This window comes from Agrobacterium sp. 5Ca39 (assembly GCF_055382365.1).
Genome location: NZ_AP026437.1, coordinates 915,578 through 935,755, shown reverse-complemented (window position 1 = coordinate 935,755; position 20,178 = coordinate 915,578). Strand labels below are relative to the sequence as shown.

At 59.5% G+C, this 20,178-nt stretch carries 18 protein-coding genes; 8 read left to right on the top strand and 10 right to left on the bottom strand.

From position 1 onward, the window contains the following. The first annotated feature begins 175 nt into the window (after positions 1 to 175). Positions 176 to 1,084 (top strand): hydrogen peroxide-inducible genes activator, encoded by a 909-nt coding sequence (locus tag ACZ47E_RS17960; protein ID WP_112766386.1) that lies wholly within the window; start codon positions 176 to 178, stop codon positions 1,082 to 1,084. Between the two features lie 37 nt (positions 1,085 to 1,121). Here the strand turns inward: ACZ47E_RS17960 and ACZ47E_RS17955 are convergent, their stop codons facing one another. Next, positions 1,122 to 1,664, bottom strand: coding sequence for an NUDIX hydrolase (locus tag ACZ47E_RS17955; protein ID WP_113380307.1), 543 nt, complete (start codon positions 1,662 to 1,664; stop codon positions 1,122 to 1,124). Positions 1,665 to 1,777: 113 nt separating this feature from the next. On the opposite strand from ACZ47E_RS17955, the gene ACZ47E_RS17950 reads away from it, so the two are divergent. The 3 genes from ACZ47E_RS17950 to ku (ACZ47E_RS17940) all read left to right on the top strand — a co-directional run bounded on the left by ACZ47E_RS17950 (position 1,778) and on the right by ku (ACZ47E_RS17940) (position 4,308). Further along, positions 1,778 to 2,422: a DUF47 domain-containing protein gene (locus ACZ47E_RS17950; RefSeq protein WP_111814143.1), complete on the top strand. Its 645-nt coding sequence runs from the start codon at positions 1,778 to 1,780 to the stop codon at positions 2,420 to 2,422. Next, positions 2,422 to 3,426 (top strand): inorganic phosphate transporter, encoded by a 1,005-nt coding sequence (locus tag ACZ47E_RS17945; protein ID WP_044458959.1) that lies wholly within the window; start codon positions 2,422 to 2,424, stop codon positions 3,424 to 3,426. The genes ACZ47E_RS17950 and ACZ47E_RS17945 overlap by 1 nt, the downstream gene beginning before the upstream one ends. 90 nt (positions 3,427 to 3,516) lie before the next feature. Further along, positions 3,517 to 4,308, top strand: a complete 792-nt coding sequence (gene ku, locus ACZ47E_RS17940; protein WP_112767019.1) for a non-homologous end joining protein Ku — start codon at positions 3,517 to 3,519, stop codon at positions 4,306 to 4,308. Positions 4,309 to 4,317: 9 nt separating this feature from the next. Here ku (ACZ47E_RS17940) and ligD read toward each other — a convergent pair whose 3' ends face one another. The 9 genes from ligD to ACZ47E_RS17895 form a co-directional block, all read right to left on the bottom strand. Then, positions 4,318 to 6,810 (bottom strand): DNA ligase D, encoded by a 2,493-nt coding sequence (gene ligD / locus ACZ47E_RS17935; protein WP_464017104.1) that lies wholly within the window; start codon positions 6,808 to 6,810, stop codon positions 4,318 to 4,320. Positions 6,811 to 6,813: 3 nt separating this feature from the next. Then, positions 6,814 to 7,641, bottom strand: a complete 828-nt coding sequence (ku, locus tag ACZ47E_RS17930) for a non-homologous end joining protein Ku (protein ID WP_112767017.1) — start codon at positions 7,639 to 7,641, stop codon at positions 6,814 to 6,816. Beyond that, the gene (locus ACZ47E_RS17925) at positions 7,638 to 7,925 is read right to left on the bottom strand and encodes a hypothetical protein (RefSeq protein WP_004444758.1); all 288 of its coding nucleotides are present in this window, start codon (positions 7,923 to 7,925) and stop codon (positions 7,638 to 7,640) included. Before ACZ47E_RS17925 ends, ku (ACZ47E_RS17930) begins: the two co-directional genes overlap by 4 nt. A gap of 41 nt (positions 7,926 to 7,966) precedes the next feature. After that, a complete protein-coding gene (locus ACZ47E_RS17920; RefSeq protein WP_111814135.1) occupies positions 7,967 to 8,860 on the bottom strand; it encodes an SDR family oxidoreductase in 894 nt (297 codons plus the stop codon). 245 nt (positions 8,861 to 9,105) lie between these two features. Beyond that, complete coding sequence (locus ACZ47E_RS17915; RefSeq protein ID WP_112767016.1) at positions 9,106 to 11,445, bottom strand: bifunctional diguanylate cyclase/phosphodiesterase; 2,340 nt, start codon at positions 11,443 to 11,445, stop codon at positions 9,106 to 9,108. Positions 11,446 to 11,630: 185 nt separating this feature from the next. Next, on the bottom strand, positions 11,631 to 12,734 hold the full coding sequence (locus tag ACZ47E_RS17910) for a hypothetical protein (RefSeq protein ID WP_112767015.1): 1,104 nt from the start codon (positions 12,732 to 12,734) through the stop codon (positions 11,631 to 11,633). A gap of 262 nt (positions 12,735 to 12,996) precedes the next feature. Further along, positions 12,997 to 14,535, bottom strand: coding sequence for an ABC transporter substrate-binding protein (locus tag ACZ47E_RS17905; RefSeq protein ID WP_223216048.1), 1,539 nt, complete (start codon positions 14,533 to 14,535; stop codon positions 12,997 to 12,999). Positions 14,536 to 14,659: 124 nt separating this feature from the next. Further along, positions 14,660 to 15,640, bottom strand: a complete 981-nt coding sequence (locus ACZ47E_RS17900) for a mannonate dehydratase (RefSeq protein WP_022563796.1) — start codon at positions 15,638 to 15,640, stop codon at positions 14,660 to 14,662. Positions 15,641 to 15,707: 67 nt separating this feature from the next. Beyond that, a complete protein-coding gene (locus ACZ47E_RS17895; RefSeq protein ID WP_004444769.1) occupies positions 15,708 to 16,421 on the bottom strand; it encodes a FadR/GntR family transcriptional regulator in 714 nt (237 codons plus the stop codon). Between the two features lie 206 nt (positions 16,422 to 16,627). Between ACZ47E_RS17895 and ACZ47E_RS17890 the strand changes: the two genes are divergently transcribed. Genes ACZ47E_RS17890 through ACZ47E_RS17875 form a run of 4 tightly spaced genes read left to right on the top strand, consistent with a single transcriptional unit; the run spans position 16,628 to position 20,118 of the window. Beyond that, the gene (locus ACZ47E_RS17890; RefSeq protein ID WP_022563795.1) at positions 16,628 to 17,656 is read left to right on the top strand and encodes an ABC transporter permease; all 1,029 of its coding nucleotides are present in this window, start codon (positions 16,628 to 16,630) and stop codon (positions 17,654 to 17,656) included. Continuing rightward, a complete protein-coding gene (locus ACZ47E_RS17885) occupies positions 17,653 to 18,552 on the top strand; it encodes an ABC transporter permease (RefSeq protein WP_034497999.1) in 900 nt (299 codons plus the stop codon). Before ACZ47E_RS17890 ends, ACZ47E_RS17885 begins: the two co-directional genes overlap by 4 nt. Further along, on the top strand, positions 18,539 to 19,384 hold the full coding sequence (locus ACZ47E_RS17880; RefSeq protein WP_112767014.1) for an ABC transporter ATP-binding protein: 846 nt from the start codon (positions 18,539 to 18,541) through the stop codon (positions 19,382 to 19,384). Before ACZ47E_RS17885 ends, ACZ47E_RS17880 begins: the two co-directional genes overlap by 14 nt. Then, the gene (locus ACZ47E_RS17875; protein WP_112767013.1) at positions 19,381 to 20,118 is read left to right on the top strand and encodes an ABC transporter ATP-binding protein; all 738 of its coding nucleotides are present in this window, start codon (positions 19,381 to 19,383) and stop codon (positions 20,116 to 20,118) included. Before ACZ47E_RS17880 ends, ACZ47E_RS17875 begins: the two co-directional genes overlap by 4 nt. Positions 20,119 to 20,178 lie beyond the last annotated feature (60 nt).

Sequence of the window (20,178 nt, the reverse complement as noted above, 5' to 3'; positions counted from 1 at the left end):
AAAATAAGTTCGACACGGGCAGCGGTGTGAATCAGCGTTCGCAACGGGTTACTGCCAACCGCCGCGACACTGATAGCCTTTCACAGCTACAGCCTCTTTCTGTCATGAAGATGACTAACAGGCGGGTTCCATAATTTCCAATTGTATATTCTAAAGGCTGCGATATGCTGAGCTTATGATTTCGCTCTCCATGAAACATCTCCGCTATTTTGACGCTTTGGCGAAGATCGGCCATTTCGGGCGTGCTGCCGAAGCCTGCGCCATTTCGCAGCCCGCCCTTTCGCTCCAGATCCGTGAACTGGAAGAACTGATCGGTGCGCCGCTGGTCGAAAGAGGCAGCCGACAGATCAGGTTGACCGCTCTTGGTGAGGAGTTTGCCGAGCGCACCCGCGCGATCCTTCAATCGGTCGATGAGCTGCAGGATCTGGCGCGGGCTCGGCACGGCCCGCTCAGCGGCCGCCTGCGCATCGGCGTCATTCCGACCGTTGCTCCCTATCTTCTGCCGCAGGTCATCAAGACGCTTACAAGACATTACCCAGGGCTGGAAGCGCGCCCGCGAGAGGCGGTAACGCAAAAACTGATCGAGGACCTTTTGGAGGCCCGGCTGGACATGGCCATCGTCGCCCTCCCCGTCTCGGAGCCGTCACTCGAGGAAATCCCGCTGTTTTCCGAGGAATTCATCCTGGTGCGGCCGATGGAGGATGCGGGCATGCCGGTGCCGAGCGCCGACAAGCTCGGCGAGATGCGCCTGCTGCTTCTGGAGGAAGGCCACTGCTTCCGCAATCAGGCGCTGTCCTTCTGCAGTACAACGAATGCGCCTCCCCGCGTGCTGATGGAGGGCAGCTCACTGTCCACCTTGGTGCAGATGGTCGGTGCCGGCATCGGCGTCACGCTCATTCCACAAATGGCCGTCGACATGGAGACACGGCAGTCCACGGTCTCGGTCTTCCGTCTGGCGGAACCGCGACCGTCCCGCACGATCGGTATCGTGTGGCGGAAGAGTAACCCGCTTTCGGCGCAGTTCGCTCATATTTCGGAGATCGTCCGAGACTGTGGTTGTCAGAAGCTCGGCCTCACATCCTGATGGCTACGGTCTCAGGATCGCGCTGGTCCTGCGGTCTTCATGCGCTTCGGCCTTGCGGGCCCTTCCGTTTGCCCTTTGGCTTGAAATCGACCAGCAGCGATTTCAGCTCGATATCCCTGACCCTTCTTGCCGCCTCGTCCGGGCGAACCCATTCCACCAGACGCTCGCCACGCTCCTTGAATTTGGTTTCCGCACCCGTCACTTCGATCTGAAACACGTCCACGACGCAGGGCACGACTTCGCCATTATCCAGCATCTTGAGATAGGTATAGCGGCCGACCGCTTCCTTTCTGACCCGGCCACGAACACCGGCCTCTTCCCAAGCCTCGATTGCCGCGGCCTCATGAGGCTTCTTGCGCTTCATCGGCCAGCCGCGCGGAATGATCCAGCGGCCGCTGGTGCGTGACGTGACAAGCAGGATTTCGACATTGTCATCGCCCCTGCCATATCGAAAACACAGCGCGGCATATTGCTGCCGGAAAGCGCCTGTGAAGAGCTTTTCCGGAACCGCAGCAAGCTGCTGAAGCAATGTCAGGGGGCGGGCCGGGCGGGATTTCCGGCTTTTTTTCGTCGATTTCATATCCGTTGATAGTGCTGATTTTCCGGGTTGCATCAATGCCCCGCGTGCATTTATGACAGTTTTATGACAATTACCCCCCACAACATAAAAAGCGCCACTGAGGGCCAATTCGCATGATGAGCATTTTCCGCAAACTGATGCCGCGCGAGGATCGTTTCTTCGACCTGTTCAGCAAACATTCCGAAACCGTCATCAAAGCGGCCGAAGCCCTCGATAGCCTGTTGAGCGGCGTCGAGGTCGAAAAGAACTGCGATCTCATCGTTGCCCTCGAACATCAGGCGGACGACATCACCCGCGACGTGTTGCTTGCGGTGCGACGCAGTTTCATTACGCCCTTCGACCGCGGCGATATCAAGGACTTGATCCAGTCCATGGATGACGCCATCGACATGATGCACAAAACGGTCAAGACCATCCGCCTCTTCGAGCAGAGCGAATTCGACCCGCTGATGAAGGAGATGGGCCATGAGATCGTGCGCGCGGCGAGCCTGATCGCAGAGGCCATTCCGCTTCTCGAAAAGGTCGGCACCAATGCCCAGCGCCTGTCATCCATCGCCGAAGAGATCACCCGCGTCGAGGGGCGCTCCGACGACCTGCACGACCAGGGACTGAAAGACCTGTTCCGCCGCCATGGCGCCGCCGGCAATGCCATGGCCTATATGATCGGCAGCGAGATCTACGGCGAACTCGAAAAGGTGGTTGACCGCTTCGAGGATGTGGCCAACGAGATCAGCGGCATCGTTATCGAGAACGTCTGATGGATGTCGCACTTGCACTGCCGCTGCTTGTCGGCCTCATCGCCATTGCACTGTTCTTCGATTTTCTGAACGGTCTTCACGACGCCGCAAATTCCATTGCCACGATCGTTTCCACCCGGGTGTTGCGGCCGCAATATGCCGTTGCGTGGGCGGCCTTCTTCAATTTCATAGCCTTCCTCTTCTTCGGCCTGCATGTGGCGGAAACGCTCGGTACCGGCATCATCGATCCGGCCATCGTATCTCCGCAGGTGATTTTCGCGGCGCTGATCGGCGCGATCGTCTGGAACATCGTCACCTGGATTTTCGGCATCCCCTCCAGTTCGTCGCACGCCTTGATCGGCGGCCTCGTTGGCGCAGGTCTGGCAAAGGTCGGCTTCAATTCCATCGTCTGGTCGGGTCTGCTGAAGACAGTCGGCGCCATCTTCATGTCGCCGGCAATCGGCTTTTTCCTCGCGCTGCTTCTGGTGCTTGCGGTATCGTGGCTTTTCGTGCGGCAGACGCCCTTTGCAGTGGATCGCACCTTCCGCGTCATGCAGTTCATCTCCGCCTCGCTATATTCGCTGGGCCATGGCGGCAATGACGCGCAGAAGACCATGGGCATCATAGCCGTGCTGCTGTTCAGCCAGGGACATCTCGGGGAGAGTTTCTACGTGCCCTTCTGGGTGGTGATTTCCTGCCAGTCTGCCATGGCGCTCGGCACCTTGTTCGGCGGCTGGCGCATTGTGCATACGATGGGTTCGAAGATCACGCGGCTCAACCCGATGCAGGGTTTCTGCGCTGAAACCGGCGGCGCATTGACGCTGTTCGGCGCCACTTGGCTCGGCATCCCGGTCTCCACCACGCACACCATCACCGGCGCCATCGTCGGCGTCGGGGCCGCACGCCGCGTCTCCGCGGTGCGTTGGGGACTGGCCGGCAACATCGTCATCGCCTGGATCGTGACCATGCCGGCAGCGGCACTGATTTCCGCTTCCGTTTACTGGCTGACATCGCTGTTGGGCTGACACTCCCCTGCCCCATCGGCCCCTCCCGGAACAAAAACCACACCGTGGCTGTTTGATCCGGGAGATCAACAGGCAAGCGGATCGCGAAAAATGGCACGTCAGGTTTTCTGGAAGGGTTATCTGAAGCTGTCGCTGGTGACGGCGTCCGTATCGCTGACACCTGCAACGACAGAAGGCAACAAGTACCGCTTCCACGTTCTCAATCGCAAGACCGGCAATCGCGTCGAAAGCCGTTATGTCGACAGCGTCACCCACCGCCCCGTTGCGGCGAAAAACCAGGTGAAGGGTTTTCCCCGTGGCGAGGACGATTATGTGCTGCTCGAGGATGACGAGATCGATGCGGTGGCGCTCGAAAGTACGCGCACGATCGATATCAAGACCTTTGTGCCAAAAGGCTCCATAGACTGGATCTGGTACGACCGACCGCACTTTCTTCGCCCGGAAGACAAGATCGGCGCCGAAGCCTTCAGCGTCATTCGCGAGGCCATGACGGCAAACGGCGTTTTCGGCATTGCCCGGCTTGTGCTCTACCGGCGGGAACGGGCCGTGCTGCTGGAACCTTCCGGCAAGGGTATCATCCTGTGGACATTGCACTACGGCGAGGAGGTGCGCGAAAGCATTGACGCTCTCGATCCGAAGATGAAACTTGAAAAGCCGCTGCTGCAGGCCATGGAAAAACGCATTTCCAGCCAGATGACGGAGTGGAAACCAACGTTGGTTCAGGACCCGATCCAGAAAAAGATCAGGTCGCTGCTCAAGAGCAAAGGCAATGAGGCGCCCGCCTCGAACAAGAAGGCCGGCACCAAGGCCCGAATCGGCGGCAACGTCATCAACATCATGGACGCCTTGAAGAAAAGCATCGCGGCCGAAAAGAAGCGCTGAGACGCGGTCTTAGCGTGCCTTTTTCGGCAAAGCCTCCGCGGCGGCAAAAAAGCCCTCCCAGGGATCTTTCTTCAATGCGGAAAGACGTGCCCCGATATTGTTGACCGTGAAGTGGGCAGGACCGATATCGGCCGTGAGTTCGGACCATTCGAGGGGGGCGGAGACCGCCGCACCCGGCCGCGCCCGGGTCGAATAAGGCGCCACCGCGGTATTGCCGCGACCGTTGCGCAGATAGTCGATGAAAATGCGGCCTTTGCGTTTTGCCTTGGTTGCTACCGAGAGATACCTGTCCGGCTCGGCCTTCGACATGTCTGCGGCCATGGCTTTGGCAAATGCCTTGACTGCCGTCCAGCCCGCCTGCGGCTTCAGCGGGGCAACCACATGAAGCCCCTTGCCGCCTGATGTCTTGACGAAAGCTGCCAGACCCGCCGCTTCAAAACGTTGCTTCAGTTCGAGCGCCGCCTCTATCACATCCTCCCAGGAGACATCCTCGGCGGGATCGATATCCATGGTGATCATATCCGGCTTTTCCCAGCTCGCAGTGGTCGCTCCCCATGGGTGGATTTCAAGCGCCGCAGACTGCACGAGCGCCATCATGCCGTCAAAATCGGTGATGCGGATCAGTGGTTCGCCGGCCTTGTCCTTGGGATCCCTGATCTGTTCGATGGCCTTGTTGATGCCGCGCCAGGCGTGTTTCTGGAAAAACCGCTGCCCTTCTATACCCTCCGGGCAGCGCAGCAGCGCCAGCGGCCTGTTTACCACGAAGGGCGCCATCTGCTTCCAGACCTGGGCATAATAATCGGCAAGACCTTCCTTCGTCACGCCGTCATCCGGCCAGTAAAGGCGGTCCGGGTGAGTGAATTGGATGGCAGACTGCGGCGGTCTGGTGTCGTTCACGGCCTTCTCCTCGCGTTCGATTTCTTGAGCAGGCTTATCCTCGCGCAGTCCTCGGAATGATGCGTGCCGCAGATTGCCGTCGCCCGACCACGCCCGGAATTCTACCTCCGCCACGAGGTCCGGTTTGACGTAGTGGAGGTCGCGACGTGCAAGCGCGGTCAGCTTTTCTCCGAAGGGGCTTTCCTTTTGCACGAGCGACTTCAGGCGTCCGAGCAGCATCTCAGCCACCTCGCCGGTGTAACCCGTACCGACGCGGCCCACATGGCGCAGCTTGCCCTTTTCATACACGCCGAGGGCTAGTGAACCGATGGCATGATCCGAAGTGGAAGAAACCGTATAACCACCGATGACGAATTCCTGCCGCATCGAACATTTCGATTTCACCCATTCACCCTTGCGGCCGGAGGCATATTTGCTGTCCTTGACCTTGGAGATCACCCCTTCGAGGCTGAGACGACAGGCGTGGTCCAGGACCAGCGCGCCGCTCTCCTCGAAATGTTCGCTGTAACGCAGCTGGGGATTGCCCGCCGGAAGGAGTTTTTCGAGGAGAGACTTGCATTCGGTGAGCGCTGCGCCGCGCAGGTCGGACCCATCGAGATACAGGAGATCGAAGGCATAGAAGACGAAACGGTCGCTGCGCCCTTCGCTTAAATCCAGTTGCAGGGCTGAAAAGTCGGATGCGCCGCTGTCCCGTTCCACGACGATTTCACCGTCGATCAGGGCTGTTTCGGCGGGCAAGGCCTTTAACGCGCGGGCCACCGCATCCCCAAATTTCTCTGTCCAGTTCAGGCCACTACGGGTCAGAAGCTGGAGTTTGCCGTGGTCGAGCCGGACCTGCAGTCGGTATCCGTCGAACTTGATTTCGTGCAGCCAGCGATCGCCGCCAGGCGGTTTCGGCTTCAGCGTGGCAAGCGCCGGCGGCACGAAGGACGGAAGCGCCTGTTTACGCGCACCCCTGGGCAAGTCATGCGCCTGCTTCCGGCCTGAAGAGGATGCCGTGGCCTTTTTCGACACGGGTTTGGAATTCCACGTGTCCTTGGGTTTTGAAGCGACATCTTCGACGCTGCGACCGGTTTTCACCGATTCCGGCCGCTCTTCCAGAATATCGGCACCGCCGTCGTGCCGCGCCTCGTCATCATCGCCCTTGATCAGCAGCCAGTTTTCCCGCTTTTCGCCGGGCTGTCCGTGCATACGCACGAGATGCCAGCGGCCTCTCAGCTTCTCGCCTTCCAGCTCGAATTCGAGATGGCCTTTTCGATAGCCCTTTCTGGCGTCGCCGATCGGCCGCCAGACGCCGCGATCCCAAACGATGACGGTTCCGCCACCATATTGTCCCTTTGGGATGACACCCTCGAAATCGCCATAGCTGAGCGGATGGTCTTCCACGTGCACGGCAAGGCGCTTTTCTTCCGGATCAAGGCTTGGGCCTCGCGTGACCGCCCAGCTCTTCAGCACCCCATCCATTTCTAGACGAAAATCGTAATGCAGCCTGCGGGCATCATGTTTCTGGATGACGAAGCTCGAGCCTTCGACGTCGGCCTTCGTCCCTTTGGGCTCAGGGGTCTTGTCGAAGCTGCGTTTGGCGTTATAGGTCTGCAATCCCATGGATCAGCTCGCTTTCCGCGACGTCTTGCGGCCTGACGGCTTCGCTTTTTTTCCGGTGTCTTCCCTTGCGCTGCGACGAAGCGCCTCCTTGAGATCAATCACATTGTCCTGTTTCTGCGGTGCCCGCTTGCGGATTTCCCGGCCCTCAATCTTGGCTTTCACCAGCTCCGCAAGGGCATCGTTGTAACGGTCGCTATAATCGGAGGGATCGAAGGTGCCGGCCCGCGTTTCGATGATATGACCGGCAAGTTCCAGCATTTCGTCATCGAACTCGATGTCCGGGATGGATTTGAAGACGGTGTTCTCTGCCCGAACCTCGTAACCGAAGTTGAGCGTGGTTGCGACGAGCGCCCTGCCGCTCGGGCGGATGAGGACCACGCGGTTGCGCCGGAACAGCACGGCCTCTCCGAGGGCAGCAACATTTTCGTCTTCCATCGCTCTGGCGAGAAGCGTCAGCGCCTCCTCGCCACCTTCCTGTGTGGGCGCTAGATAATAGGACCTGTCGAAATAAAGCTTGTCTATGTCGTCGCACTGGAGGAAATGCCGGATACGGATGACCTTGTCATTTTCCGGCATCAGCTTTGAGATTTCGTCACCCTCGATGACGATGTAATCGCCATTGTCGCGTTCGTAGCCCTTGACCTGCTCGTCCCGTTCGACCGCCTCGCCGGTATCGCTATCCACATATTGCCGTTCCACGCGGTGACCCGTCTTGCGGTTGACGATGTTGAACGAGATTTTCTCCGACGAGGTCAAAGCGGAATAAAGACCGATTTCACAGTTCAGATCACCAAAGACCAGATGGCCTTTCCAGCTCGCCCTCCTGTTCATGACGCCCGCCCGTGATTGTCGTTACGCGACGAGCGGCCGCCATTCCGGTCTGCGGCAAGAATGCGCTCGATGGCGGGAACGTCCGCTTCCGCAAGAACCGGCACAGGGTCGGAGGCCATGGCCTCCAGCACTTCAGGGGAAAGGCCGCCATTGCGAATGACCCATTCCATGGCCTCCCTCGTCTGCCTTTCCGCCTTCAGCTGCGCGTAGAGGGCCAGTATCAGCCGGTCGCGCACATCGAAGGGTTTTGCATCCGTTTGTGAACGTCGTTCGTGCCTTTTCATGTCCGCTCCTCGAACAGCCAGCTGGCGCCTGAGTCATTGTCTCAGGCAATACCCTTGCCGCCGGTCACGCCGTAAACCTCGCCATTGATAAAACTGCCGTCCTGCGATGCGAGCAGGACATAGACCGGTGCAAGCTCCACCGGCTGGCCGGGGCGGCCAAAATCGCTATCCTTGCCAAAATTGCGCACCTTTTCGGTGGGCTGGCCGCCGCTCGGTTGCAGCGCCGTCCAGAACGGGCCCGGTGCGACAGCGTTGGCGCGCACCCCCTTGTCTATCAGCTGCTTCGCGAGCGCTTTGGTGTAGGCCACGATGCCCGCTTTTGTGGTCGCATAATCCAAGAGGATTGCAGAAGGCTCGTAGGCCTGTATCGAGGCCGTGGTGATAACGGAAGCGCCTGGCTTGAGATGGGGAACGGCGGCCTGCGCAATCCAGTGAAGAGCATAGAGATTGGTCTTCATCGTGCGGTCGAAATCTTCGGTCGACAGTTCCTCGATGCCCTCGCGATATTGCTGTCTTGCGGCATTGATTACCAGAATATCCAGGCCGTTTAGATCGCCAGCCGCTTTTTCGACCAGCTCGCGACACCAGCCTTCATCAGTAATGTCGCCGGGTAACGCCACCGCCAGACGGCCTTCCGCCTCGATGAGCGCGACCACCTCCTCGGCGTCGGATTCCTCTTCAGGAAGGTAGGAGATCGCGACATCGGCTCCTTCTCGTGCGAAAGCGATCGCCACCGCACGGCCGATGCCGGAATCGCCGCCCGTAATCAGCGCCTTGCGACCGGCAAGCTTGCCCGAGCCCCTGTAGGTCTTCTCTCCATGATCCGGAAGGGGCGTCATGTTTGTCACGAGACCAGGCATCTCCTGCTCCGGCGTCGAAAAAGGCGGGCGCGGATACTGGCTGCGCGGATCCTGGGGCTCGAGGCGGTCTGTCATTGCGGGCTCTCCCAATAAAAGGTGTCCATTCGTTGCGCGCGGCCTGGGAAAAGCTGATCCGACAGCTTTGTCCAAGCGGTTGTCCGGCGCCGGCACCGACACGGACAACAGGGCGCGCCACACGCAATCCTAACGATCTGCGCAGGCTCTCGTTCCATGAAATCAGGCTGGGAGGATGAATGGCCGAGCGTGGATGGCCGACCTAGAGATGGACGGCAGCGCGCCCACGCGCTGCCGCGCCTTCCTCAAACGGTATATTTCTTCCGGGTGGTTGTGCCCGCGGCCTGTGCCGGCGCCACATCCGGCTTGCCAAAGAGATAGCCCTGGGCCTGAGCGCATCCTTCGTCGACGACCATGCGATATTGCGCATCGGTTTCGATTCCTTCCGCCGTTACCGGCAGATCGAGGCTGCGGCCAAGGCCGATAACCGCGCGCACGATGGCGCGGGCATTGTCGTCATCGCTCATGGCGGCAATGAAGCTGCGGTCGATCTTGATCTTGTCGAAAGGGAAGCTCTGCAGGTTGCTGAGCGAAGAATAACCCGTACCGAAATCATCCATGACAATGGCAACGCCAAGCGCCTTGAGCTGGGTCAGAATTGTCAGCGTCGCCTTGCGGTCTTTCAGCAGAGCAGCTTCGGTGATCTCCAGTTCCAGCCGGTTCGGCGAAAGGCCGGTTTGCATCAGGATCGTACAGACGACATGGCCCAGATTGGCAAGGGAAAATTGCAGCGGCGAGACATTGACCGCGATTTTCAGATGCGGCGCCCAGGTGTTCGCCTGACGGCAGGCCTCGCGCAGCACCCATTCGCCGAGCGAGATGATGATCCCACTTTCCTCGGCGATCGGGATGAACACGTCTGGAGGCACCACGCCTCTAGTGGGATGCTGCCAGCGTACCAGCGCCTCATAACCGACGACCTCACCGCATTCGACGGAAAGGACCGGCTGGTAATTCAGCACGAGCTCATCACGATTGATTGCCAGCCTCAAATCCGTCTCGAGCTGGCGACGCTCGCGCGCCTCCTGATCCATCAGTGGGTCATAAAAGGCCAATATGCCACGGCCGCCCATCTTGGCGCGATAAAGCGCGAGATCTGCGGCATGCAGGATACTCTCGTCATCCTTTCCGTCGCGCGGAAAGACGGCAATACCGATGCTGACACCGACGGCGGTCGGATCGTTGGCGGCATTCATTTTGAGGGCGAACATGGCGAGGATCGTCTCGGCAAGCAGGCGCGCTTCTTCCGCCTTGGTATGCCGCGCGGTCAGAATGACGAATTCATCACCCCCGAGCCGGGCGACCACATCGCCAGATCTCGCACATTCATCGAGAATCGCCGCGACTTTCTTGAGTACCCTGTCGCCTTCGGCGTGGCCGAATATATCGTTGACCGCCTTGAAGCGGTCGAGATCGAGCGCGAGCAGCGCAAATTCGTCGCCCTCGCCGCAATGTTCGATCTGCTGGCGCAGCCGCGTCTGGAACATGGTGCGATTGGAAAGGCCGGTCAGCACATCGTGGCGGGCAAGATATTCGATCTCCCGCTGCGCCTCACGCTTCTCCGTCAGGTCGCGAATGGCCATGACCTCGCAGGGACGACCTCGATATTCGATGGTGCGCACGGCGAGTTCGAACACCTGCGCGCGGTCGGCGCGCTCACGTATGGCCTCTACGGGCGCATTACGGGGTACATAGACGGGTTGTCCATCCGTGGCCCGGAAAAGTTCATCGGGATTCTTTCCGACCAGCGACGTTTCATCGCGCCCCAGCAGGCCTGCGAAACGCGTATTCAGCTCGACGATGCGGCCATCGCGCACGACCGCAAGGCCGTCCAGTGTCGCGTCGACGAGACCCTTGAGGTCGACGAGATACCGGTCCACGAGCGCCGCAGTCGCCGTTGCGGAAAGGATCAGGAATGTCACGCCGGAAACCGCGCCGATCATGATCAGCCGGCCAAGATTGTCGGAGTCTGGTCCGGAGATGGACGGGTCGGGCGAAAGAACGGTGGCCGACACGGCAGTGAAATGCAGCGCGCAGATTGCAAGGATCGACGCGGCGGCGGGAAAAACGATGCGCTTCCAGGAGCCGAGGCGGTGAAACAGCCAGAAGGAGAGAAGAAAAAACGCCCAGGCGACGGCAAAACCGCCAAGAACAGCCCCCCAATCGTAGCTGACCGTGGCGGCGACATCTATTCCCGCCATTCCGACGAAATGCATGACGGCAACCGAGAGCGTCAGCAGGGTGGCAGAAATCACCGGGCGGTAGATTGCCTGCGTGCGGGCATTGAGCGCCAGCCAGAAGCCGAGTACGGCAAGAACGGCCGAGAGAGCGGTGAAGGAAAAATCGAAACCGATGGGAACAGTGCCTTTATAGGCGAGCATGGCCACGAAATGAGTGGCCCAGACGCTTAGCCCCGCCGCAAAGGCGGCAACCAGGACCCAATAGGGCTTTCTCCCGGAGGGACTTTCCTCAGCGCGCAACAAGAGGTGAAAAAAGGCGAGCATTCCCAGCAGACAGATCAATGCCGCAAGAAGCACGATCTCCCGATCGTGTTGGACGGCAACGCATTCCAGCACCGTGAACATGATGCACTCTCCCAGCCTCTGAAGAACCGCTCACGATGGCACTATGAAAGTGGTTTATTTATAAATCTCTAATGCAACTATTGATATCTGCCTCTACTCAACAAGAATCCTGAGTAGAGTCCGGGCCGGTGTGCCAGGCTGTAACGCTTTTGGCAAACCGACCCGACTGCACAAAGGAAAACCCTTTATTTCCAGCTTTGATAATCCGCGGCGGCGCAGCCAAACGGAGCCCGGCCGTCAGAGAAGCGTTCTTGCAGGCGGGCGCAGCCCCACTCGTTGAGTGCCGCCGGCAGCATGTTGTTGATGTCCATGCCGGGGGAATTGAATTGCGACGGAGCGCTTGTGACATACCACAGCCAGTAGCCCATCACCGCCACGATGATGACGGCGAGGATGGCGACGAAAGTCCCGAGCCTGCGCAGGAGACCGGGCCCCTTGTTCATCGACGCGGCCTGGGCGGCGGCAGCCTCCTGTGTCTCATGCGCGACCATCGGGGCGAGCGATGCGAGAGCTTCCGCTCGCTCCTGTTCCGTCAGGTCGATCCGCTCCAGCTGATCGTCAAGCAGAACAGGCAAGGCGCCGTTACCATGCAGGACTGCAAGCGCCACATCCTGTTTGCCGGTATTGCCGATGACAACGGGAATGCGGCCCCGTTCCAGATGCGTGAAGGATTGCCGCTTGGTTTTATCGTCTCTGACCGTATCGGCATAGGTCACGAAAAGACGGCTGCGTTTTTCGGCAACGGCCGTCAGCGCCACCGGAATAACGGTCAAGGGCGCCGGCTTGCGTAGCTGCAGGCGGACCCGCAGCATGCGAAGAAGTGTGAACAGCATGGCGAGACTGCCGAAACCAAGCAGAAAGACGAACACGCCGAGTGTGATGATGCGGTTCCAGAGCATGTCCAGACCCAGCGAAATCGTTGCGAGTTCCGGGTTCTTCGCGGAGATGACCAGCCCGGTTTCGTAATCGCCGGAATGGAGATCGACGAACATGACCTCGACATCCTTCTTGTAGCTCACGCCCGCATGGTCGTAGGAAAGATCGGCCTTGCAGGTCGTGAAGATCGCCTTGCGTGTCTTGCAGCTGCCGCTGATATCGCCGTTTTCAATCTCCAGCGGATCCTGGCTGATCTTGTAGTCACGCACGACACCCGGGCCTTCGGCTACCAGCATGACAATCGTGATTACGAGAAGCACGGGAACGGAGAAATAATAGGCTGCCGGCACCGAAATGACGCCACGTTTGAGGCTGAGTGGCCGAGACGGAAGTTTTATCTGTGCAAGGTTCATAGTCGTCAACGCATTCTTCGGGAGGTAGGTGAGCGGAGTTCGCGACTCTCGCCCGACGGAAGGAAAAGTTGCCGCACGGTCTAAACCGATGAAGTCGTTGAGAAAACCCCCTGAAATTACGGGATGGTGCGCGACTATTTCCCGTATAGGCGCTGTATTCCTGGTCAATGTGCGGGAGAAGACTCTGGCGCATGGGCCCAGTCACGCATAAAAACGGGCGGTAAAACCGCCCGTCACCTGTTTCGCAAATTATGCTTTGCCGTCAGTCCTTCGTGACCTTTTCAAGCCGGGTCGTCTGGCTGGGGTGGCCCACATAATCCTTGACGCGTGCATTCAGCACGATCGGCTCGAATCTCTCGAACATCGGCAGCACCGCCGGCTTCTGCGCGACGAACATTTCCTGCATCTGGGTGTAGATTTCCCCGCGCTTCTTGGCATCAGGCTCGAGCGACGCCTTTGCCGTGAGCGCGGTCAGTTCCGGAATATCCCAGGCCGAGCGCCAGACGAAATTGCCGGCGTTGTTGGCGGCAAGCGAGTTGTCCGGGTTGCTGGAGAACTGTTCCATCGAGCCCAGAACATTCGGCATGTAGGCTCCGGTCTGCGGAATGAGCAGATCAAAATCCCGCGCGCGGTGCGCGGCAATCACGTCCGAGCCGTTACCCTGCTGGATATTGACCTTGATACCAATCTGGCTGAGCGTGGCCTGAATGGCAGTGGCGAGGTCGATGCGCGGCGTCTGCGCGATCGTCTTCAGATTGAGCGTGAAACCGTTCTCGTAGCCGGCCTCCTTGAGGAGCGCTTTTCCCTTCTCCACGTCGAGCTTCCAATCCGGGCTCGGAATGGCATATTCGAAGTTTTCCGGCACGGGCACCGTGCGCGCCCGGCCGTAGGGACCCATGATGGTTTTTTCCATGCCCTTGTAGTCGATGCCGTAGGCGATCGCTTCGCGGACCTTGGGGTTGGACAGGGGCTCCTTGCCGGCATTCATGGACAGGACGTAAAAACCGCCCGTCGGCACACGCTGAATCTGGAAACCGTCCTTGTTGTTGAAGGTCGCGAGATCCGCAGCCGTCAGCGCGCTGGCGATGTCGATATCGCCGCGCTCCAGCATCAGACGCTCAACCTGGCTTTCCGGCACATGCCGCACGATGACGCGGCGCATTTTGGGGCTGCCGGCCACATAGTCCTTATTCGCCTCCAGAATGATGATCTCATTCGGCGACCAGCGGTTGAGGGTGAACGGGCCGGAGCCGGCCGAATTTGTTCTCAGCCATGCATTCCCCCAGTCATCATTGACCTCGTGGGACTTCAGCTCCTTGCTGTCGACCACGCTGGCAATGACCATGGCGAGGCGATAGAGCAGCAATTCCGAAGTCGTTTCACCCGAAAGATCGACGCGAACCGTTTTTTCATCCGGAGCACTTACCAGCTTGTCGATGTTGTCGGCATTGTAGCCCACGCGCTTGAGGTTCGCTGCGGCCGCCTGGTTCATCTTCAGAAGGCGGCTGAGCGAATAAACCACATCGGCCGAGGTCACCGGGTTACCGGAGGCGAAATTCGCCTCGCGAAGATGAAAGGTGATGCCTTTCTCATCCGTTTCCCAGCGCTCGGCGAGCTGCGGCGAAACCTTGCCGGAACCATCCACCGAGATCAGGCGATCATAAAGATTGGCCATGATTTCGTTGGCTTTTGCCTCGGTGGCCTGATGGGGGTCGAGTGACAGCACCTGGGCCAGCGACGTGCCGATAACCAGCTGGTCGTTGGGGGTTTTGGCCGCGACGGGCGATCCCTGCACGAGCATAGCGCCAAGAACGGTGGTGAATGCGAGACGGATCAATGTTTTTTTCATACCTGCTCCTCCTACAGATCGGTAATTGATGTTCGGGAAAAACCGCGACGCAGCGGGGCGTCGCGGGCCAAACCGGTCAAAGATGTTTGTTATCAAGTGCTTCGATCAAGGCTGCGATGTAGCCGTAGCAGAAGGCGAAAGCGACGCCGACGGGATCGCGTCCGGCAATCGTCGGCACATGGTCCGGCATGATCATGTAGCGATAACCGAGTTCGTGATAGAGTTTCAGCGAGCGCACCATGTCCATGTCCCCCTCATCGGGAAAAGTCTCCATGAAGGACAATTTCCCGCCGCTGATGTTGCGGAAGTGGACGTTGAAAATCTTGTCGCGGCTGCCGAACCAGCGGATGATGTCGTCGATCTCCTCGCGCGGATCATCAAGCATCTCGCCGATTGACCCCTGGCAGAAATTCAGGCCGTGATAGGGGCTCTCGCGCATCTGCACGAACTTCTTCAGCCCATCGACTGTTCCGAGCACACGGGTGACGCCCCTGTAGCCTGGCGGTGTATAGGGATCATGGGGGTGGCAGGCGAGACGCACCCTGTTGCTTTCAGCAACCGGCACGACGCGTTCGAGGAAGTAGTCGATGCGTTCCCAGTTCTCGTCTTCGGACAGAACGCCGGCGAGGCCAGGTGCGGCATCGTGGTCCGCCTTGTCCCAGCGCCATGCCTCGTTGAGCGAACCGCCACGGCCGCGCTCCATCTCCGTGCGCGGAATACCAATGAGGTTGAGATTGTATTTCGCGGCAGGAATTCCAGCCCTCGCGATGTTTTCGATCATCGTGCAGACGGCATCGATCTGCCGGTCGCGATCCGGGCCGGCAAGCAGGATATCGGGATATGACGCCTGCTCGATGGGCCGGGACGGCAACGGCAGTTGCACCATATCAAGGACAAGCCCAAAGCTTTCGACCTTGTCACGGTGGCGCTCGAAATCCTCGAAAGTCCAGCTCGCGGGTGCTCCGGGCGGATCCGCGCTGATGTTTTTGACGCCGAGCTGCGCCCAGACCTTGTAATCCTCGTCATCGCGCGCAGCAACCTGGGTGCCGACATACATCGATTCTCTCCTCTCTCCATGCAAGTCATCATATGACATCGCATGAAATAAGATGAGTGTCGAGATGCTATTGCGCCTCCGAGAGCAGCCTGTATCGCCGCTGGCTTGCCAGCATGTGTTCACGCATGGCTTTTCGGGCCGCATCGGGATCCTGCTCGACGATGGCGCGCAGGATTGCCTCGTGTTCGGCCTGCACTTTGCGAAGATAATTCGCGTCGCCGGTTTCAGGCAGCGTTGGGAACTGCCCACGCGGTATCGAACGTGAACCGAACTGGCGCAATGCCTCCAGATAGAAGCGGTTATTGGTTGCGGTCGCGATGGCCGAATGGAATTCGTAATCCGCATCGACAGTCGATTCGCCCGCGTCGATGGCACGGGCCATTTTCCGGTGCGCCGCCGAGATTGCCGCTTCCTGCTGGGCCGTCCGGCGATAGGCTGCGATCGCCGCCGCCTCCCCTTCCGTTGCCAGGCGGAACTCCAGCATTTCCAGCGTCTCGGCAATGGTGCCAACTTCAGACTGCGTCAGTTTCACGCCGGCCCATTCACTGTCGCTACTGACAAAAACCCCCTTGCCCTGGATAGGGACGACGTAACCGGCAGAACGCAAATCGGCAATCGCTTCGCGGACCACCGTCCGGCTCACGCCATAAGCGCGTTCCAATTGCGGCTCCGTGGGAAGCTGGTCGCCATTTTTCAGTTTTCCACTGCGAATTTCTGCGCTGAGATTATCGATGATCTGTTGCGCCCGCCTCTCCCGCGGCCTCGCTTTGTCGCCAATCATGCCAGTCTTCCCTCTTGCAGAATACGAATCCCTTCGTTACTCATATGATGACGTGGCGGCACGTCATATGTTTTCATGTTAACTCAGGGAGGGGTTGGGATGAAGTACCATCAAGAGTTTTTACAAAAGAGAATTGCGCGTCTGCGGCGAGCAGCGGGCAAAGGGCCGGCCGCCCACGGATTTCTCTCAAGGAAGTGCGGCCAGCAATGACGGAGATTTCACTGCGCGGGCTTGGACATCGTTTTCTGCAACTGATCGTCAGCCTCTTCATCCTGCTCTGCATCACCTTCATCATAGGCCGTGTGATGCCGACCGATCCGGTCGGAGCAATCGTCGGCGAGCTTGCCGATCCAAAAGCCTACGAGGCCATGAGGGCGCGGCTTGGCCTTGATCTGCCACTTTATCAGCAGTTCTTCATTTACTTGCGTGGTCTGCTGCATGGGGATTTCGGTATCGCGATCCTGACGGGCAATCCCGTGACGCGCGATCTGGCGCAGGCCTTCCCCGCAACCTTCGAACTCGCGACCCTGGCGATCATCATCTCGACGATCATCGGCGTTCCCCTCGGTCTTGCCGCAGCCCTGTTTCGCGATACGTTCATCGACAAGTTCGCGCGTGTCTTTGCGCTGGTTGGACATTCGATACCTGTCTTCTGGTTCGGCATTGTCGGACTCGTCATTTTTTATGCCAGTCTCAATCTGGTCGGAGGGCCTGGCCGGGTGGACGTGTTCTACGAGGGTCTTGTGGAACCCAGAACCGGCCTGATGCTGGTCGACAGCCTGCTTGCGGGCGAGACGGAAATCTTCTGGAACGCGCTCGGACACATCATCCTGCCGGCCGTAATCCTTGCCTATATGGCCATGGCCTATATCACCCGTATGACGAGGGCCTTCACCCTCGAACAGCTGAGCCAGGACTACGTCATCGCGGCGCGGGCCAAAGGTGTCAGTCCCGCACGCACCATAACCCGCCATGTACTGCCCAACATCGCCGTGCAGCTCATAACTGTACTGGCAATTTCCTACGGCAATCTGCTGGAAGGCGCCGTGGTGACCGAGATCGTCTTTTCCTGGCCGGGCATCGGCCAATATATGACCAATGCGCTGCTCATCGGCGACATGAATGCGATCCTCGCCGCCACGATCGTCATCGGCTTCATATTCATGTTGCTCAACTTCCTCGCCGATCTGGCCTACACCACGCTTGATCCCCGTACACGGGAGGCCGCACGATGACCGATATCGCGCAAAACAATACCGTCGATCGCCCCGGCGTCCTGTCGCGCCTGTCGACCACAACTGTGCGGACACTTAGGAAACTCGCAGACGAGCCACTTGGGATGTTCGGCTTCGCCATTCTGGCGGTCCTGGTTCTGGTCGCCATTTTCGCTCCGCTCATTGCGCCTTACGATCCTGCCCGCCAAGCGCTCGAAAACGCGCTTCAGCCGCCAAGCTGGGCGCATCTGGCCGGAACCGACGAATTTGGCCGCGATATTTTCAGCCGGCTCGTCTACGGCACTCGCATCACCATCCAGACCGTCCTGTCGGTCTCGGTCATCGTTGGTCCGATCGGCCTTGCGATTGGCGTCATGGCGGGTTTCTTCGGCGGGCGCACCGATGCCATTTTAATGCGTGCGACCGATATCGTCCTCTCCTTCCCCTCGCTCGTGCTCGCACTTGCCTTTGCGGCAGCGATGGGAGCCGGTCTCGGAACAGCGATCATCGCGATCTCGCTGACGGCGTGGCCACCGATTGCGCGTCTCGCCCGCGCGGAAGCACTGGTGGTGCGAAACACCGATTATGTGGCCGCCGCCCGCCTCTACGGTGCCTCGCCGCTGCGCATCCTGTTTCTCTATATCGCGCCGATGTGCATCCCTTCGGTCATCGTTCGCCTCACGCTGAACATGGCGGGCATCATCCTGACGGCTGCTTCGCTCGGCTTTCTCGGCCTTGGGGCGCAGCCGCCGCTGCCTGAATGGGGTGCGATGATCTCCAGCGGCCGCAAATTCATGCTCGATTACTGGTGGGTCGCCGTCATGCCCGGCATCGCCATCCTGCTGACGAGCCTTGCCTTCAACATCGCCGGCGATACGCTGCGCGACCTTCTGGATCCGCGTCATGCCCGTTCCTGACAGCACTCCCATACTCTCGGTACGCGACCTCAATGTCCGTTTTGGGCGCAATGCCATTTCCGCCGTTTCCAACGTCAATTTCGACGTCGGCCGCGAAAGGGTCGGTATTGTCGGTGAGTCCGGTTCCGGCAAATCCACCACCGGCCGGGCCGCCATGCGCCTTTTGCCAAAGAGCGCGACAGTGACGGCGGAGAAAATGGATTTTCTCGGCGAAGCGCTGCTCACAAAAACCGAACGGCAGATGGGCGCGATCCGCGGAAGCGAGATGGCGCTGATCATGCAGGACCCGCGTTATTCGCTGAACCCGGTGCTGCCCATCGGCAAACAGGTGGCGGAAGCCGCCGAACTGCATCTGGCGCTTACCGGCCAGGCGGCAAGGGCTGCTGCGCGCGACATGCTGCTGCGCGTACGTATCAACGATCCCGACCGCGTCATGGCGCTTTATCCACACCAGATATCGGGTGGCATGGGGCAACGGGTGATGATCGCCATGATGCTGCTCGCCAAGCCGAAGCTTGTCATCGCCGACGAACCGACCTCGGCCCTCGATGTCAGCGTGCGCAAGGATGTACTTCTGCTTCTGGACGAGATGGTGCGCGAGAACAATTCCGGCCTGATCCTCATCAGCCACGACATCCGCATGGTGTCGGCCTTCTGCGAACGCGTACTGGTCATGTATGGCGGGCGCGTGGTGGAAACGCTGACGAAGCTTGAAGATGCGCAGCATCCCTATACGCGCGGCCTGATCGCGGCCATGCCCGATCCCCGCAATCCGGTCAGGCGTCTCAAGGTGTTGGATCGCCAGGCAATCGATGCGGAGGGGATGCGATGATCACGGTAGACAAGCTCGACGTCGTCTACGGCGCCAAGGAAAAACGTAACCACGTCGTACGCGGCGTCAGCCTTACGGTCAACAAAGGCGAAACCCTCGGAATTGTCGGCGAAAGCGGCTGCGGCAAATCGACCTTGCTGCGCTCGCTGGCAGGTCTGGAGGGTGGCTGGACCGGCTCGATAAGCTTTAATGGAAAACCGGTCGGCAAGACCCGCAGCCGCGACGAACTGAAACTGGCCCAGATGGTGTTTCAGGATCCCTACGGTTCGCTGCATCCTCGCCACCGCATCGGTCGGGCTCTGGCCGAGCCCATCCGCGCCATGGGGCTTGGCGGCGGCTGGTCGAAGGTTCCTGCCGCCCTGCAACAGGTTGGCCTGCCTGCGCATTTTGCCGAGCGGTTCCCGCATGAACTTTCCGGCGGTCAGCGCCAGCGCGTGGCAATCGCCCGCGCGCTGATCCTCGAACCACCGATCCTGCTGCTCGATGAACCGACATCCGCGCTCGACGTTTCCATCCAGGCTGAAATCCTCAACCTTCTTGCCGACCAGCGCGAAGAACGCGATCTGACCTTTGTTCTCGTCAGCCATGATCTGGCTGTCATCGCCCATATGTGCGATCGCGTGCTGGTGATGCAGAGCGGCGTTTTTGTGGATGAGCTGACCAAGGCCGACCTTGAAGCAGGCGTTACCCATGCCGCCTATTCAGGCGAGCTGTTCGAAAGCAGCTTTCTTTGAGATGATCGGTCGCGGAGATGGCTGAAGCGCGGCCGGACCTTTCTGGACGCGCGCCGGGGC

Coding starts and splice junctions, on each gene's coding strand:
- ACZ47E_RS17920 (WP_111814135.1), bottom strand. CDS start 8,860: ATGACAGACCGCCTCGAGCCCCAGGATCCGCGCAGCCAGTATCCGCGC.
- ACZ47E_RS17955 (WP_113380307.1), bottom strand. CDS start 1,664: ATGAAATCGACGAAAAAAAGCCGGAAATCCCGCCCGGCCCGCCCCCTG.
- ACZ47E_RS17925 (WP_004444758.1), bottom strand. CDS start 7,925: ATGAAAAGGCACGAACGACGTTCACAAACGGATGCAAAACCCTTCGAT.
- ACZ47E_RS17950 (WP_111814143.1), top strand. CDS start 1,778: ATGATGAGCATTTTCCGCAAACTGATGCCGCGCGAGGATCGTTTCTTC.
- ku (WP_112767017.1), bottom strand. CDS start 7,641: ATGAACAGGAGGGCGAGCTGGAAAGGCCATCTGGTCTTTGGTGATCTG.
- ACZ47E_RS17905 (WP_223216048.1), bottom strand. CDS start 14,535: ATGCTCGTGCAGGGATCGCCCGTCGCGGCCAAAACCCCCAACGACCAG.
- ACZ47E_RS17885 (WP_034497999.1), top strand. CDS start 17,653: ATGACCGATATCGCGCAAAACAATACCGTCGATCGCCCCGGCGTCCTG.
- ACZ47E_RS17945 (WP_044458959.1), top strand. CDS start 2,422: ATGGATGTCGCACTTGCACTGCCGCTGCTTGTCGGCCTCATCGCCATT.
- ACZ47E_RS17960 (WP_112766386.1), top strand. CDS start 176: ATGATTTCGCTCTCCATGAAACATCTCCGCTATTTTGACGCTTTGGCG.
- ACZ47E_RS17880 (WP_112767014.1), top strand. CDS start 18,539: ATGCCCGTTCCTGACAGCACTCCCATACTCTCGGTACGCGACCTCAAT.
- ACZ47E_RS17910 (WP_112767015.1), bottom strand. CDS start 12,734: ATGAACCTTGCACAGATAAAACTTCCGTCTCGGCCACTCAGCCTCAAA.
- ACZ47E_RS17890 (WP_022563795.1), top strand. CDS start 16,628: ATGACGGAGATTTCACTGCGCGGGCTTGGACATCGTTTTCTGCAACTG.
- ku (WP_112767019.1), top strand. CDS start 3,517: ATGGCACGTCAGGTTTTCTGGAAGGGTTATCTGAAGCTGTCGCTGGTG.
- ACZ47E_RS17915 (WP_112767016.1), bottom strand. CDS start 11,445: ATGTTCACGGTGCTGGAATGCGTTGCCGTCCAACACGATCGGGAGATC.
- ACZ47E_RS17895 (WP_004444769.1), bottom strand. CDS start 16,421: ATGATTGGCGACAAAGCGAGGCCGCGGGAGAGGCGGGCGCAACAGATC.
- ACZ47E_RS17875 (WP_112767013.1), top strand. CDS start 19,381: ATGATCACGGTAGACAAGCTCGACGTCGTCTACGGCGCCAAGGAAAAA.
- ACZ47E_RS17900 (WP_022563796.1), bottom strand. CDS start 15,640: ATGTATGTCGGCACCCAGGTTGCTGCGCGCGATGACGAGGATTACAAG.
- ligD (WP_464017104.1), bottom strand. CDS start 6,810: ATGGGATTGCAGACCTATAACGCCAAACGCAGCTTCGACAAGACCCCT.